Here is a 15,554-nt window from a genome sequence, read left to right as displayed (position 1 = left end):
GAAGTGAGGAGGCGGGGAGTTGTTGAGTGATGGATCGTGCGGTCTGCTCCCCTCACGGGAGAGAGGAGCAGAGTAGCAGAGTAGCGTTACTTCTGTGCCGCCAGGGCTTCATTTACCCACGCATCAAACTGCTGCTGGTGGGCTTTGATCCAGCCATCGATATGGCCCTGTACATCGGCCTCAGATGACTTGCCGGCATGCATCATCGCGTTCTGGGCGTTGATGTCCGCCAGCGGCAGCTTCATGACCGAGAACAGCTTCGCCGCCGCCGGGTTTTTCTCAGCCCAGGCTTTGTTGGCCACAATGTGCATGGTATTCACCGGGAAGCCGTAGTTCATGCCGTTAGGCAGTTTGGTGTCGATATCCTTCTGCTCGCCCGGCAGGGAGGAGAACGGCACCTGCAACCAGACCACATCTTTACCCGGCTTCAGCACGTCGCTCACCCAGTATGGCGTCCAGGTGTAATAGATGACCGGTTTACCCTCTTTAAAGCGGGCAATGGTGTCGGCCATCATCGCCGAGTAATTCCCGTGACTGACGTCCACGGTTTTTGCCAGGTCGAAGGCTTTGTTCTGGTGGTTAATCACCGCTTCGCAGCCCCAGCCCGGCGAGCAGCCCATCATGTCGGCTTTGCCGTCCCCGTTGGTATCGAACAGCTCCGCAATCTTCGGATCTTTCAGCTGCTCAATATTGGTGATGTGGTACTGGTCGGCGGTTTTCTTGTCGATCAGATAACCCTGCGCCGCACCGGAGACAAAGGTCCCTTCACGGTAGAACTTTTTATCGCCGCCCGCCGCGCTGTACATGTCGTCATGCAGCGGCTGCCAGTTCACGGCAGTAAAGGTGGCATCGCCGGAGGCAATGGAGGTATAGCCAACGTTGTAATCCACTTCGCTGGGCTTGTTGACGGTATAACCCAGTTTCTCCAGCGCCCGGCTGACCAGCCCGGTCTGGAATGACTCTTCGGAGATGGTGCTCTGGACCGGTTGCACGGTAATACCGGTGCCCGGCAGGTCGGCAGCGAATGCGCTGGTAGAGGCAAGGGTGGCAAACGCTGTGGCAAAAAGTACGCTATGTCGCATCGTTGTTCCTTATTTAGACGTTGTGAATGGGCGGGTAAGCAACCCGACAGGGCCGGTGGTATACCAGCGACGGTTGCCGCGACTGCGTGCATCACGACCGACAGCCTGGGTCAGGCGGTCAAGGATAATGGCGAGGATCACGATCCCGACGCCACCGACGGTGGCCAGCCCCATATCGAGACGACCAATCCCGCGCAGCACCATCTGGCCCAGACCGCCCACGGCGATCATCGAGGCGATCACCACCATCGACAGGGCCAGCATCAGGGTCTGGTTCACACCCGCCATAATGGTCGGCATCGCCAGCGGCAGCTGCACCTTAAAGAGCATCTGACGCGGACTGGCGCCAAACGAGCGCGAGGCTTCGATCAGATCCGCCGGGACCTGGTTGATGCCCAGAATGGTCAGACGCACAATCGGCGGCAGGGCGAAGATAATGGTCACCACCACGCCCGGCACGTTGCCGATGCCGAACAGCATCACGATAGGCACCAGGTAGACAAACGCCGGGGTGGTCTGCATCGCATCCAGCAGCGGGCGGATAATTTTCGCCGCCCGCGGGCTGCGCGCCAGCCAGATCCCCATCGGCAGGCCGATCACCACGCAGAAGAGCAGAGCGGTCAGCACCAGCGCCAGGGTGATCATCGCCTGGGACCACGCGCCAATGGCGCCGATGGCGATCAGCGAGATCAGCGTGGCGATCCCCATTCCCGCGCTGCCAAACTGCCAGGCAATCAGCGAGAAGAGCACGATGGCGACCGGAGCGGGCATCCCCAGCATCAGCTGCTGGAAGCTGTTGAGGATGTAGTCCACCGGGACGCGGATCCCCTGGAACACAGGGCGGAAGTGGGTCACCACCCAGTCGATCCCCTCCGTCACCCAGCGGTCGAGCGGGATCAGGGTCTTATGGAACGGATCCATAATATTGAAATGTTCTGGTTCCGGCGCCGGAGCGCTGGTCAGCCAGTCAGCGCCACCGCCGTCGGTGGGCGCTGGCGTAGAAGAACCCCACGCGTCAGCAGATTGCGCCGCGCTGTCCGCCGCCTCTGTAGTACCCCACGGGTTAGATTGATCAGCCATTGTTTGCCCCCTCGCGATCTAAAGCCTGCAGCAGCATGCGTTTTGAAATGATGCCGACGTACTGTTGTTCGTCTCCAATTACCGGCACCGCACAGGGCGCCTGGCCAACGTGGGAGAGCAACTCGCTGAGCGGCGTTTCCGCGTCCACGGCAAGTGGCGCGTCGATTAACGCCGCATCGATCCCCTGACCTTCGCCAAGGGCGGTTTTCAGGGAGTCGATGGAGACCACGCCGACAAATTTATTGCCGCGTTCAACCAGATAACCGTATTCCCGGTCTTCATCCTGCAGCAGCTTCAGCGCCGAACGCGGGCCAAACCCTGGTGTTTTACGGATAATGCCGTTTGGCGTGCGGCGGGCAATATCTTTGGCGCTAAATACCTGGCTAATATCCACGCCACGGAAGAAGGTGCGGACATAATCATTTGCCGGATTATTCAAAATTTCGTCCGGCGTTCCCACCTGCACCACTTCGCCGTTTTGCATAATGGCAATACGATCGCCAATTCGCATGGCTTCATCGAGGTCATGGGAAATAAAGACAATGGTGCGCTGATGTCGGGATTGCAGTTTTACCAGCTCGTCCTGCATCTCGGTGCGAATTAATGGATCGAGGGCCGAGAAGGCTTCGTCCATTAATAATATATCGGGGTTGATCGCTAATGCGCGGGCTAATCCCACGCGCTGGCGCATCCCGCCGGAAAGTTCATCCGGATATGCGTGGGCGTAATTTTCCAGCCCCACCTGACGCAGCGCATCCAGCGCTTTTTCCTGGCGCTCATTGGCCGGTACGCCGGCTAATTCCATGCCGAAAGCAGTGTTATTTAACACCGTCATATGCGGCATCAGGGCGAACGACTGAAACACCATCGCGATCTTTTTTCTGCGCACCTCGCGGAGCTCGGCGTCTGATATTTTGGCGATATCGACGCCGTCAATCAGCACCTGCCCGCGGGTGGGTTCAATCAGGCGATTGAGAAGGCGAACCATAGTGGATTTACCCGAACCGGATAATCCCATGATGACAAATATCTCGCCTTCTTCAATGGCCAGACTGGCGTCTTTTACGCCAAGCGATAGCCCGGTTTTTTCCAGAATTTGTTCTTTTGAGAGACCTTTTTCAATATATTTGAAAGCCCTCTGCGGGTGCTCGCCAAATACTTTGTAGAGGTTTTTAACTTCTAATTTAATTGCCATGCAATAAAGAATGTCCCGTTATTTATTTAAATCGATAGCGTTACCAGTGAAATAATAAGCAGGCCATACCCTAACATACTCAGAATCTGAGACAACCCTTGCGGCGCTTGTGGCATGAATTTTGCCGTGGTTTGCATGCGGACAATATCGCTCAATTTCCCATGAGATAAGGGCTGAGCGGGAGATGAATTTTTTTGAGATTTTTACCGTGCGGATGGGAAATTTCGCCTGAATCGATGTGATCCAGGCGAATATGACCGGAGAATTACAGCGTAGATCACGAAGAGATATTTGTCAGACATTAAGTGATATATTTCGCATTGAAAACCGATTTATTTCACTTAAAAATCCCAGTCCTGGTCTTCTGTCTCCACCGTTTTTCCCATGACATAGGACGATCCCGACCCGGAGAAAAAATCATGGTTTTCGTCACCATTCGGCGAGAGCGCGGCGAGGATCGCCGGGTTTACCTCCGCCATTTCCGGCGGGAAGAGCGCCTCGTAGCCGAGGTTCATCAGCGCTTTGTTGGCGTTGTAACAGAGGAACGCTTTCACATCCTCCTCCCAGCCCGTTCCGGCATAGAGCTCGTCGGTATAGCTCAACTCGTTATCATACAGCTCCATCAGCAGATCCAGCGCAAAACCCTTCAACGCCTCGCGTTCGGCCTCGCTAACTTTCTCCAGCCCTTTCTGATACTTATACCCAATATAATACCCGTGCACGGCCTCGTCCCGGATGATCAGCCGAATCAGATCCGCAGTATTGGTGAGCTTACCCCGGCTCGACCAGTACATCGGCAGCCAGAAGCCGGAGTAGAAGAGAAACGACTCCAGAAAGACGCTGGCAATCTTCTTCTTCAGCGGTTCGTCGGCGCGGTAATGTTCCAGTACCCGCTGGGCTTTACGCTGCAACGTAACGCTCTCTTCGCTCCAGCGGTACGCGGCATCCACATCTTTGGTCTGACAAAGCGTCGAGAAGATGGAGCTGTAGGAGCGGGCATGCACCGCCTCCATAAAGCTGATATTCGACATCACTGCCTCTTCGTGCGGGGTCAGCGCATCGTCAATCAGCGCCGGTGCGCCCACCGTATTCTGCACCGTGTCGAGCAGCGTCAGGCCGGTAAAGACGCGGATAGTGAGCTGCTGCTCTTCGCGGCTTAAGGTCTGCCACGCCGGAACGTCGTTCGACAGCGGCACCTTTTCCGGTAGCCAGAAGTTACTGGTCAGGCGGTTCCATACCTCCAGATCTTTGTCATCTTCAATCTTGTTCCAGTTAATGGCGTGAACCCGGGACAGTTTCATGCTCTCTCCTTACAGCGCGCAGGACACGCAGCCTTCTGTTTCGGTGCCTTCCAGCGCAAGCTGGCGCAGGCGAATGTAGTACAGGGTCTTGATCCCTTTCTTCCACGCATAGATCTGCGCTTTGTTGATGTCGCGGGTGGTGGCGGTGTCCGGGAAGAAGAGCGTCAGCGACAGCCCCTGATCGACATGTTTTGTCGCCTCGGCGTAGGTATCGATAATTTTTTCCGGGCCGATTTCATAGGCATCCTGATAGAGGTCCAGATTCTCATTCGTCATAAACGGGGCAGGGTAGTAGACGCGCCCGGTTTTCCCCTCTTTGCGGATCTCGATTTTCGACACAATCGGGTGGATGCTCGAGGTGGCATGGTTGATGTACGAGATCGACCCGGTGGGCGGTACCGCCTGCAGATTCTGGTTGTAGATGCCGTAGCGCATCACGTCGTCGCGCAGCTGTTGCCACATCGCCCGCGTCGGCAGGCGGACCCCGGCGCGGGCAAACAGCGCCCGCACTTTTTCCGTTTTTGGCTGCCAGTCGCCGCTGAGGTACAGGTTAAAGTACTCTCCGCTGGCGTAACGCGACTGCTCAAAACCGGCGAATCGCTGCCCTTTTTCACGGGCCAGCATCATTGAGGTGTTCAGCGCGTGCCAGGTGATGGTGTAGAAGTAGAGGTTGGTGAAATCCAGCCCCTCCGGGCTGCCGTAGGCAATGCCCTCCCGCGCCAGATAGCCGTGCAGATTCATCTGCCCCAGCCCAATGGCGTGCGAGGCGGCATTCCCGGCCTCTACCGACGGCACGCTGCGGATGTGGCTCATCTCCGACACTGCCGACAGGCCGCGCACCGCGGTCTCAACGGTGCGGCCAAAGTCCGGCGAGTCCATGGTATGGGCAATATTCAGCGAGCCCAGATTGCAGGAGATATCGTGCCCGATACGGGCGTAGTCCAGGTTCTCGTCATAGGTTGAAGGGCTGTTAACCTGCAAAATCTCCGAGCACAGGTTGCTCATATTGATGCGCCCGGCAATGGGGCTGGCGCGGTTGACCGTGTCCTCGTACATGATGTAGGGATAACCGGACTCAAACTGGATCTCGGCCAGCCGCTGGAAGAACTCTCGGGCGTTGAGGGTTTTTTTGCGGATCCGCGTATCTGCCACCATCTCGTCATACAACTCGCTCACCGCCACATCGCCAAACGGCTTACCGTAGATGCGCTCCACGTCGTAAGGGGAGAAGAGCGCCATATCGGCATTCTCTTTTGCCAGCCGGAAGGTGATATCCGGAATCACCACCCCCAGGGAGAGGGTTTTGATGCGAATTTTTTCGTCGGCGTTCTCGCGTTTGGTATCAAGAAAACGCATGATGTCCGGGTGATGGGCATGAAGATAGACCGCCCCGGCCCCCTGGCGTGCGCCGAGCTGGTTGGCGTAGGAGAAGGCATCTTCCAGCATCTTCATCACCGGGATCACCCCGGAGGACTGGTTCTCGATGCGCTTGATGGGTGCCCCCGCTTCCCGCAGGTTCGAGAGTAAAAAGGCCACGCCGCCGCCGCGTTTGGAAAGTTGTAGCGCCGAATTGACCGCCCGGCCAATCGACTCCATGTTGTCTTCAATACGCAGCAGGAAACAGGAGACCAGCTCCCCGCGCTGCGCCTTGCCGCCGTTGAGGAAGGTAGGCGTGGCGGGCTGAAAACGCCCGGAAAGGATCTCATCCGTCAGCTGGCGGGCCAGCGTTTCATCTCCCTGGGCCAGAGTCAGGGCGACCATCACCACCCGATCCTCAAAGCTTTCCAGATAGCGCTTTCCGTCAAAAGTTTTCAACGTATAGCTGGTGTAAAACTTCCAGGCGCCGAGGAAGGTCTGGAAACGAAAACCGCTGGCATGGGCATGGGCAAAGAGCGCCAGCACAAAGCTGCTCTCATAGCGCACCAGCACCCGTGGGTCGTAGTAACCTTCCCTGAGCAGGTAGTCCAGACGCGCCTGCGGGCTGGCAAAGGTCATGCTGTTGGGGCGGACATGGGCGTTAAAAAAGGCGTCCACCGCCTCATGATCTTTGCTGAACTGGATCTTCCCGTCACCATCGTACAGGTTCAGCATAGCGTTCAGGGCATGGAAATCCTGCGATCCCTGCATCACGCGTTCTGCGGTTGTCGTTGCCAAAATTCGTTTACTCCTTTACGCACGTTGTCGACGTCCTGCTGTGTCCCCATCAGCTCAAAGCGATAGAGGTACGGCACGCCGCACTTTTGTGAGATGACATCCCCGGCGCGGCAGAAGGCATCGCCGAAATTACGGTTGCCGGCGGCGATCACCCCGCGGATAAGCCCCCGGTTATGGGGATCGTTAAGAAAGCGGATCGCCTGGCGCGGTACCGCCCCGGCGGTTCCACCGCCGCCGTAGCTGGGCACCACCAGAATAAAAGGCTCGTCCACCTGAATGCGCTCCCGCTCGTTCAGCGGGATCCGCACGGCGGGCAGCCCGAGGCGCACGATAAAGCGGTGCGTGTTCTCCGAGCTGCTGGAGAAGTAGACGAGCAGGCTCATGCCCGGGCGGCCTGCGCAGCCTGCGGCAGCCGGTTAATCAGGTCCGGACGGAACCCCGACCAGCTTATCTCCCCGGCGACCACCACCGGCAACTGGCGGAACCCTTGGGCTTTAAGCCTCTCTGCCGCGTCGGCAACCTGATCCACATTCACCAGTTCGAAGCTCACGCCCCGACTCTCCATGGCGCGTTTGGTGGCATGGCACTGCACACAGTTGTCACGAGTGTAAATAATAATGCGCATGATTCGTATTTCCATTTAAAATGGGAGTCCAACGCGATTGAACGCGTCACCAGGAGTCTGTCTTGCTAAAAGGGATACTAGATGTAGTTATCTAAACTTTCAACCACACAAGATATGGGAAATTCAAGCGTATTTGCTGCCGGTAACAACTGTTACGGGAAGGGGGGCTATGGCTTATAAAAATGAAAAACCCCAACACCGCAGGGCATTGGGGTAGAAGAGCATAGTTCGGCGTTGGGCGTTACTTACGCAGGGCGAGCAGCGCACCGATGAAGATCCCGACGGCCGCGACGGTACCTACCGCACACATGGGTCTCTCGCGAATAAAGGTGTTCGCACAGTTTATGGCATCGCAGGCAGACTGCTTGCTGGTGGAACATCCATTAAGACGCGCACGGGTTTCGCGCAGTAGCGACCGCGCCTTACGTCTCGCATCTTCCGCTTCGCCCTTCGCATCCGATCCCCAGGATTTCAAAACGCTTTCCAGCGTATCCGCTAATTTCCTGACATCGTTATGGATATCCTGAGCATCGTCCTCAACATCGTTTCGGTTTGATCGGCTAAACATACAATTCTCCCTTGAATTTGCGGTAATAAACAGTTTAGACCACCTTTTTAATATCTGAAGCCGGTCACGGCTTATCAGGCCGTTTATGGATTTTTCTGAAAGCACTGCTAATGCTGAATACGGTAAGGTTGCCCGGCAGGAAATGATAACGAGGAAAGAATATGTATTTACGACCCGATGAGGTTGCGCGCGAACTTGAAAAAGCGGGATTTACGGTGGATGTGGTAACACAAAAAGCATACGGTTATCGTCGTGGCGATAATTATGTTTATGTGAACCGGGAAGCCCGCATGGGGCGCACTGCGCTGATCATTCATCCGACGTTGAAAGAGAGAAGTCTTTCCTTCGCGGAGCCTGCTTCAGAGATGAAAACCAGCGACCATTACCAGCAGTTCCCGCTCTATTTAGGGGGCAATAATCAGGAACATTATGGTATTCCGCATGGTTTCAGTTCCCGCATGGCGCTGGAACGTTTTCTGAAAGGCCTGTTTGGCGACTCGCAATAACGACGCGACTGGCTTTCGCCAGTCGCCGTGTTTCAGGCCTTGACCTGCTGGTACTGGCTCACTTTAAACAGACGTCGGCAGTAGTCGAGGAAATAGCCGTAGACGGCGCCCATCATCATCGACACCACAATATTCGAGCTTACAGCAGCGGCGATCTGGTGCCAGTCTGCGCCCACCGTTAATAAAATGGCGACATATACCGGCGACTGGAAGGTGACATAGGCCACCACGTCCGCCAGATTTTTCATCCAGCCGGTAGATGAATAGCGGCGGGCAAAACGCATCACCGCATCGCGGTAGAAACCGTACGGCCATGCAATAAGGATGTTCACCGGCACGGCGACCAGACGTGAAGAAAGTGACTGCTCAAAGGTCATTCCGGAGAGGAATATTTCAATCAGCATGTTCACCACCGAACAGTAGACCACCATTGCAAATGTGTCCGCTACAGCGTGGCGCAGGCGAGACTGCCGTGAGAACATGTTCTGACTCCTGAAGATGATACGATAACGAGGCTAAAGCGGGTTGGGATAGTGCTTTAGTTTGCTTTGTTTTTCTTGTATAGCGTATCTCTCTGCATTGAAACTCTCAATTAGAGATAAATTTTTATTTACTGGCGTTTTGTCCGTAAAATTCTCTAAACGAACCGGTTTTGCCAGTGTTGCGTTATTTTCTTTGTTACTCTCTGTTTTTGTATTTTAAAACAACGACTTAATGTAACGTTTTTCCGCGTCTGGCATGACCTGTGTTCAGGTAAGGAAAAACGCCCATGTCGCAAGGCGGTTATGTTGTTAAAATGATGTTGTGCAGCGTAAAGCTCTGGGATTGATGATTTGGTTTTATGCGATGCAGATGAATGAATATTCGTTTCGCGCCGCAGCGCCTCAACCACTGATGCCGGTAATAGCACAGCGGTAATAAATACTGATTAAACTGCGGTCCTGAATAAATCATTAAAACTGAAAATAACCGTCATTATATATTCTTAATTCCCTGTTGTTTGACCTGAATTATATTTTCGTGCGGTATCGTCTGGATGTTTATAAACAAATGAATTACCATGAGCCGGTATTGATTATTCAGACGACTTTGAAAAGGTTTTCATATTACATGACTTCAATGTTACATAATCTTAATAATATCCGTTCACTTCGCGCGATGGCGCGTGAATTCTCTCTGGACGTGCTGGAAGATATGCTCGAAAAGCTGCGTATTGTCACGGAAGAAAAACGTAATGAGCAGGCTGAGATCGAACAGCAACGTGCCGAGCAGCAGCAAAAAATTAGCGCTCTGCTGGAGATGATGAAAGCTGACGGTATTTCGGCAGAAGACCTGCTGGGTTCCGAACTGCTGAGCGCCAGCGCGCAGCCGAAAAAGCGCAAACCGCGTGCTGCAAAATATCGCTATACCGATCTCGATGGCACTGAAAAAACCTGGACCGGCCAGGGCCGTACGCCGAAGCCGATCTCCCTTGCGCTGGCAGAGGGTAAATCACTGGATGATTTCCTGATTTAATGCGCGCAGACCGGGCGGATTCACGCCGCCCGGCAGCACCGGCGCTTAGCAGACGCCGAAATCGCCATCTTCTTTATACAGCGCCACATCCGCTGCTTTCAGGGTGTATTTATCTCCCTGTTCGTTACCTGCCTGCACCGCCACAATCTGATCTTCATGCACTTCGATGACTTTAAGTTTTGGTCCGCCCATGCGCGGCTGTACGAGATCGCCAACAGAAAACATAGTTACCTCCTTATGATGGATGAATTCCGAGCTTAGCCCAAGCGCAGGCCGCGGTACAGCGCGGCGGACGGATTACCCCTTAATCGCCAGCCTAAACCTGTGTAAAGAGGGTAAAAGAGGGTAAAACTTCACGCCAACGCTGGCAGCCGTGCGTAGACTCGCTACCCTTAAAGTTAAAATCTCTTTTTTAACAATGACCTGACTGCTTGTATGGAGAATCTATGGGTTTCTGGCGTATCGTAATTACCATCCTGCTTCCCCCGCTTGGCGTGCTGCTGGGCAAAGGGTTTGGCTGGGCCTTTATCCTTAACGTCATCCTGACGCTGCTGGGCTACATCCCCGGCCTTATCCATGCGTTTTGGGTGCAAAGCCGCAGCTAATCCCGCCACAGTAAATCGCTGTAGATCCCGGTCAGCACCCCCTGGGGCGCAAACTGCTGTTTGATCCAACGGGTGACCAGACCGGTTGCCGCATGCTGCGTGGCAAGCAGCATGCGCGAGTCCTGGCGCGGGTTATTAATGCGCCGCGTTACCAGCAGCCCCGCCTCGACTGCCTCTCTCGCCATATGTTCCGGTAAAAAACCGATCCCTTCGCCCAGAATCTGACACTGGCATTTAGTATTAAAATCCGGCACCAGGATCGCCTCCTGGCCGTGCAGCAGCCAGCCCACTTTCTTGTTAATGGTATGCGCCGTGTCTTCGACCATGATGTTGGGATACAGGCGCAACTGGCTCTCGGCCAGCGGCTCCGGAGCCAGCGCCAGCGGATGGTCCGGGGCGATGGCAAACACCCAGCGGATCGCGCCAATCTCGGTGTAATCGATCCCGCCGCCGTCCAGCAGGGTATCCGGCGCGCCAATAGCGATGTTCGCCTGATTATTGATGATCGAATCCCAGACGCCGTTATACACCTCGGTGGTGACGGTGATCTGACAAGTGGGGAACTGTTTCTTTAATACCTGCAACAGGCGGGCGGTGTGGCGCGGCGTATAGAGCAGCTGGTTGATGCAGATCCGCACCCGGGTCTCAATGCCCTGGGAGATGGTATCTATCCCGCGCTTGATGGCGTGGAAGTCATTCAGCAGGTCTACCGCCTTACGGTAAAAGTAAAAGCCCGATTCGGTGAGTTCAATGCTGCGGGTGTTACGCACAAACAGCACCACGTCGAGGCCGGTCTCCATCCGCTTGATGGTGTAACTGATGGCCGAGGTGGTGACCCCCAGTTCGGTAGCCGCTTTGCTGAAGCTGCTGAAGCGGGCCGCGGTAGTAAACGCCAGCAGGTTCTCTTCGGTAAAGATGGAATTCATATTATGGCTCCTGGCACCCATCAGTTTTGAACATATTTTAACAACGCGGTTACAACTCATTTGAAGCCGGTCACAGTTCTGCTAATTTGCTGCGAGCCGCGCAGCGCAAGGCCTGCGTAAACATAAGCAGAATGCAGCTTAAGGGCCTAAAAAGCGGTAAAACATAAGGAAAAGGTTGCACAGACGCACGTTTTGACCGGACTGTTAAATTTAACTCAACAATGAATTCGCTGTCGATGAATCATTTTTAAGCGGATTCTTTTCTGACCAGGCCATTGCTATGCTCACTCCATCAGAAAGGAAAACCCGGAGTGTGGATATGTCCAGCAATGAACTCGTTACTGAATTTCTGTTAGCCGCCGAGCAGGGGAATGTCGCGGCATTAAGCGCCTGTCTGGAAAAAGGGGTGGATATAAATGCCACCAACCGGCAGAAAAGAACCGCCATTATTATCGCCAGCCTGAATAAACACTATTCCTGCGTGGAGCGGCTGATTGCCGCTGGCGCAAATATCGACCAGCAGGATCAGACCTGTTTCAACCCGTTCCTGATTAGCTGCCTGACCAACGATCTTACCCTGCTGCGCCTTGTCCTGCCGGCCAACCCGGATCTCGACAGGCTGACCCGCTTTGGCGGGGTGGGGATCACCCCGGCCAGCGAGAAAGGGCATCTGGAGGTGGTGCAGGAGCTGCTGGCCCGCACCGACATCAACGTTAACCACACCAACTTTGTCGGCTGGACCCCGCTGCTCGAAGCCATTGTGTTAAATGACGGCGGCCCTCGCCAGCAGGCGATCGTGAAGCTACTGCTCGACCACGGCGCCAACCCGCATATGACCGATAAATACGGCAAATCCCCCCTCGAACTGGCGCGGGAGAAAGGCTTCAGCGAGATTGCCGAGCTGCTGATCGCCGCCGGCGCCTGATACTCCCGGCCAGCCGTTTCGCGCTGGCCTGAAATAAAAATAGCTCTTCCCATCATGCCTTCGGGCGTGATGTAGCCCCCTTTTGCCCGCATTCAGGAGGACGTAATGCCCACCAAAATCGTGATAAAAAAGAACACTTATTTTGATTCTGTTTCGCTGATGTCGGTTTCCACCAAAGCCAACAAATTGCCCGGCGTGGAGCAGGCTTTTGTTGCTATGGCCACCGAAATGAATAAAGGCGTATTAAAAAATCTCGGCCTGCTGACGCCGGAATTAGAAGACGCCAAAAACGGCGATCTGATGATTGTGATTAAAGGCGAGGCCGCCAACGACGACACCCTGGCCGCCATCGAAGCCCTGTTTACCCGCAAAGAGAGCGCAGGCTCACACGAATCGCGCTACGCCACGCTCGCCAGCGCCAAAACCCACCGCCCGGACGCCAACCTGGCGGTCATTTCTGTGAACGGCACCTTTGCCGCCCGCGAGGCGCGCCAGGCGCTGGAGAACAACCTCAACGTAATGCTCTTCTCCGATAACGTCTCCCTAGACGATGAGCTGGCGCTCAAGCAGCTGGCCCACGAAAAAGGGCTGCTGATGATGGGGCCGGACTGCGGTACCGCCATCATTAATGGCGCCGGGCTCTGCTTCGCCAACGCGGTCCGTCGCGGATCCATTGGCATCGTCGGCGCCTCCGGCACCGGCAGCCAGGAGCTGAGCGCGCGCATCCACGAGTTCGGGGGTGGCATCTCCCAGCTGATCGGCACAGGGGGTCGCGACCTGAGCGAAAAAATCGGCGGCCTGATGATGCTGAATGCTATCGCCATGCTGGAAGCGGACGACGCCACCCAGGTCATCGCCCTGATCTCCAAACCGCCTGCGCCTGCGGTGGCGGAAAAGGTGCTGGCCCGCGCCCGTGCCTGCCGCAAACCGGTCGTAGTCTGTTTCCTCGGCCGCAATGAACCCCCAGCCGATGAAGCGGGATTAGTGTTTGCCCGCGGTACCAAAGAGGCGGCACTGAAGGCGGTGCTGCTCACCGGGATCAAAAAAGAGTCCCTCGATCTGCACCCGCTCAACTGGCCGCTGATTGAAGAGGTGCGCGCCCACCTGACCCCGCAGCAGAAGTACATTCGCGGCCTCTTCTGCGGCGGTACCCTGTGCGACGAAGCGATGTTCGCCGCGCTGGAAAAATATGACGACGTCTGGAGCAACATCCAGCCGGACCCGGCGAAACGCCTGAAGGACATCAACGTCAGCCAGGCCCATACCTTCCTCGATTTCGGCGATGACGATTTCACCAACGGCAAACCGCACCCGATGATCGACCCGACCAACCGCATCAGCCGCCTGTTGCAGGAGGCACGCGATCCGGAAGTGGGTGTGATCGTGATGGATTTCGTCCTCGGCTTTGGATCGCATGACGATCCGGTAGGGGTGATGATCGAGGCGATCAAGGAGGCGCAGGCGATCGCGAAAGCCGATAACCGACCGCTGGTCATCCTCGGCTATGTGCTTGGCACCGACCAGGATCCCCAGTCTCTGGCGCAGCAGTGCCAGCGGCTCACCGACGCGGGCGTCATCTGGGCCAGCAGCAGCACCAACACCGGATTACTGGCACGTGAATTTGTCTTCAAAGGAGAGAAAGCCTGATGACCACCTTATTTAACCAGCCGCTAAACGTCATTAACGTCGGCATCGCCCTGTTCAGCGACGACCTGAAAAAGCAGCACGTTCCGGTCACCCATCTCGACTGGACCCCGCCGGGGCAGGGCAATATGCAGGTGGTTGAGGCGCTGGATCAACTGGCTGAAAAATCGCTGGCGGAGAAGATCGCCGCGGCTAACAAGGTTGCCCTTGAACGCATTATTCAGTCGCATCCGGTGCTGGTGGGTTATGACCAGGCGATCAACGTCGTGCCAGGCATGACCCGCACCACCATTCTACATGCCGGTCCGCCGGTGGCATGGGAAAACATGTGCGGGGCGATGAAAGGAGCGGTCACCGGGGCGCTGGTGTTTGAAGGTTTAGCCAGGGATCTGGAAGAGGCGGCACGACTGGCGGCCTCCGGGGAGATCACCTTCTCGCCGTGCCACGAGCACGACTGCGTGGGGTCGATGGCGGGCGTCACCTCGGCGTCGATGTTTATGCACATCGTCGAGAACAAAACCTACGGCAACCGCGCCTTCACCAACCTCAGCGAACAGATGGCGAAGATCCTGCGCATGGGGGCCAACGACCAGAGCGTGATTGATCGTCTGAACTGGATGCGCGACGTTCTCGGCCCGATGCTGCGCGACGCCATGAAAATCATCGGCGAAATCGACCTGCGCCTGATGCTGGCTCAGGCGCTGCACATGGGCGACGAGTGCCACAACCGTAATAACGCAGGCACCACGCTGCTGATTCAGGCCTTAACCCCGGGGCTGATCCAGGCGGGCTATCCGGTGGCGCAGCAGCGCGAGGTGTTTGAGTTTGTCGCCAGCAGCGACTACTTCTCCGGCCCGACCTGGATGGCAATGTGTAAAGCTGCGCTGGATGCCGCCCACGGCATCGAGTACAGCACCGTGGTCACCACCATGGCGCGCAACGGCTACGAGTTCGGCCTGCGCGTTTCCGGTCTGCCGGGGCAGTGGTTCACCGGTCCGGCGCAGCAGGTGATTGGCCCGATGTTCGCGGGATACAAGCCGGAAGATTCCGGGCTGGATATCGGGGACAGCGCCATCACCGAAACCTACGGCATCGGTGGCTTTGCCATGGCGACGGCCCCGGCGATTGTCGCCCTGGTGGGCGGCACGGTGGAAGAAGCCATCGACTTCTCCCGTCAGATGCGCGAGATCACCCTCGGCGAAAACCCGAACGTCACCATTCCGCTGCTGTCGTTTATGGGTATTCCCACCGCCATCGACATCACCCGCGTGGCGGGCAGCGGTATTCTGCCGGTGATCAACACCGCCATTGCCCATAAAGATGCGGGCATCGGCATGATTGGCGCCGGGATCGTTCATCCGCCGTTTAGCTGTTTTGAAAAGGCGCTGTTGGCCTTCCGCGATCGCTATTTCCTTTAAGGTAAGCATC

General features: G+C 56.1%; 17 protein-coding genes. 6 read left to right on the top strand and 11 right to left on the bottom strand.

All coding sequences use genetic code 11. From position 1 onward, the window contains the following. Positions 1-86 precede the first annotated feature (86 nt). The 8 genes from proX to C3406_RS05400 all read right to left on the bottom strand — a co-directional run bounded on the left by proX (position 87) and on the right by C3406_RS05400 (position 8,005). Complete coding sequence (gene proX, locus C3406_RS05435) at positions 87-1,082, bottom strand: glycine betaine/L-proline ABC transporter substrate-binding protein ProX (RefSeq protein WP_103822654.1); 996 nt, start codon at positions 1,080-1,082, stop codon at positions 87-89. A gap of 9 nt (positions 1,083-1,091) precedes the next feature. Further along, positions 1,092-2,162: a glycine betaine/L-proline ABC transporter permease ProW gene (gene proW, locus C3406_RS05430; RefSeq protein WP_103822653.1), complete on the bottom strand. Its 1,071-nt coding sequence runs from the start codon at positions 2,160-2,162 to the stop codon at positions 1,092-1,094. Beyond that, entirely contained in the window at positions 2,155-3,357 is a 1,203-nt protein-coding gene (proV, locus tag C3406_RS05425) for a glycine betaine/L-proline ABC transporter ATP-binding protein ProV (protein ID WP_103822652.1), read from the bottom strand. Before proV ends, proW begins: the two co-directional genes overlap by 8 nt. 341 nt (positions 3,358-3,698) lie before the next feature. After that, on the bottom strand, positions 3,699-4,658 hold the full coding sequence (nrdF, locus tag C3406_RS05420) for a class 1b ribonucleoside-diphosphate reductase subunit beta (RefSeq protein ID WP_103822651.1): 960 nt from the start codon (positions 4,656-4,658) through the stop codon (positions 3,699-3,701). 9 nt (positions 4,659-4,667) lie between these two features. Continuing rightward, positions 4,668-6,812, bottom strand: coding sequence for a class 1b ribonucleoside-diphosphate reductase subunit alpha (nrdE, locus tag C3406_RS05415; RefSeq protein ID WP_103822650.1), 2,145 nt, complete (start codon positions 6,810-6,812; stop codon positions 4,668-4,670). Next, positions 6,785-7,195, bottom strand: a complete 411-nt coding sequence (gene nrdI, locus C3406_RS05410; RefSeq protein WP_103822649.1) for a class Ib ribonucleoside-diphosphate reductase assembly flavoprotein NrdI — start codon at positions 7,193-7,195, stop codon at positions 6,785-6,787. The genes nrdE and nrdI overlap by 28 nt, the downstream gene beginning before the upstream one ends. Continuing rightward, positions 7,192-7,437, bottom strand: coding sequence for a glutaredoxin-like protein NrdH (gene nrdH / locus C3406_RS05405; protein ID WP_305773798.1), 246 nt, complete (start codon positions 7,435-7,437; stop codon positions 7,192-7,194). The genes nrdI and nrdH overlap by 4 nt, the downstream gene beginning before the upstream one ends. A gap of 241 nt (positions 7,438-7,678) precedes the next feature. Next, a complete protein-coding gene (locus C3406_RS05400) occupies positions 7,679-8,005 on the bottom strand; it encodes a DUF883 family protein (protein WP_103822647.1) in 327 nt (108 codons plus the stop codon). A 161-nt stretch (positions 8,006-8,166) separates the two neighbouring features. Between C3406_RS05400 and C3406_RS05395 the strand changes: the two genes are divergently transcribed. Further along, positions 8,167-8,511, top strand: coding sequence for a DUF2002 family protein (locus tag C3406_RS05395; protein ID WP_039030004.1), 345 nt, complete (start codon positions 8,167-8,169; stop codon positions 8,509-8,511). 32 nt (positions 8,512-8,543) lie between these two features. Here the strand turns inward: C3406_RS05395 and alaE are convergent, their stop codons facing one another. Next, complete coding sequence (alaE, locus tag C3406_RS05390) at positions 8,544-8,993, bottom strand: L-alanine exporter AlaE (protein WP_103822646.1); 450 nt, start codon at positions 8,991-8,993, stop codon at positions 8,544-8,546. Between the two features lie 628 nt (positions 8,994-9,621). Here alaE and stpA point away from each other — a divergent pair. After that, complete coding sequence (stpA, locus tag C3406_RS05385; protein ID WP_103822955.1) at positions 9,622-10,026, top strand: DNA-binding protein StpA; 405 nt, start codon at positions 9,622-9,624, stop codon at positions 10,024-10,026. A gap of 45 nt (positions 10,027-10,071) precedes the next feature. On the opposite strand, the gene C3406_RS05380 is transcribed toward stpA, so the two are convergent. Continuing rightward, the gene (locus C3406_RS05380) at positions 10,072-10,251 is read right to left on the bottom strand and encodes a hypothetical protein (protein WP_103822645.1); all 180 of its coding nucleotides are present in this window, start codon (positions 10,249-10,251) and stop codon (positions 10,072-10,074) included. Between the two features lie 221 nt (positions 10,252-10,472). Between C3406_RS05380 and C3406_RS05375 the strand changes: the two genes are divergently transcribed. Continuing rightward, complete coding sequence (locus C3406_RS05375) at positions 10,473-10,631, top strand: YqaE/Pmp3 family membrane protein (protein ID WP_103822644.1); 159 nt, start codon at positions 10,473-10,475, stop codon at positions 10,629-10,631. Here the strand turns inward: C3406_RS05375 and C3406_RS05370 are convergent. After that, a complete protein-coding gene (locus C3406_RS05370; protein WP_103822643.1) occupies positions 10,628-11,557 on the bottom strand; it encodes a LysR substrate-binding domain-containing protein in 930 nt (309 codons plus the stop codon). The two genes, C3406_RS05375 and C3406_RS05370, sit on opposite strands and share 4 nt — an antisense overlap. Before the next feature lie 319 nt (positions 11,558-11,876). On the opposite strand from C3406_RS05370, the gene C3406_RS05365 reads away from it, so the two are divergent. The 3 genes from C3406_RS05365 to C3406_RS05355 all read left to right on the top strand — a co-directional run bounded on the left by C3406_RS05365 (position 11,877) and on the right by C3406_RS05355 (position 15,544). After that, positions 11,877-12,482 carry an ankyrin repeat domain-containing protein gene (locus tag C3406_RS05365; protein ID WP_103822642.1) on the top strand — a complete coding sequence of 202 codons (606 nt, stop codon included), beginning with the start codon at positions 11,877-11,879 and terminating at the stop codon, positions 12,480-12,482. Positions 12,483-12,587: 105 nt separating this feature from the next. Further along, complete coding sequence (gene fdrA / locus C3406_RS05360) at positions 12,588-14,129, top strand: acyl-CoA synthetase FdrA (RefSeq protein ID WP_103822641.1); 1,542 nt, start codon at positions 12,588-12,590, stop codon at positions 14,127-14,129. Continuing rightward, entirely contained in the window at positions 14,129-15,544 is a 1,416-nt protein-coding gene (locus tag C3406_RS05355) for a YlbE family protein (RefSeq protein WP_199182719.1), read from the top strand. The genes fdrA and C3406_RS05355 overlap by 1 nt, the downstream gene beginning before the upstream one ends. Positions 15,545-15,554 lie beyond the last annotated feature (10 nt).

The sequence above is a fragment of the Leclercia sp. LSNIH8 genome (assembly GCF_002920195.1).
In the GTDB taxonomy this organism is placed as follows: domain Bacteria; phylum Pseudomonadota; class Gammaproteobacteria; order Enterobacterales; family Enterobacteriaceae; genus Enterobacter.
This window is presented reverse-complemented; position numbering and strand designations above follow the sequence as displayed.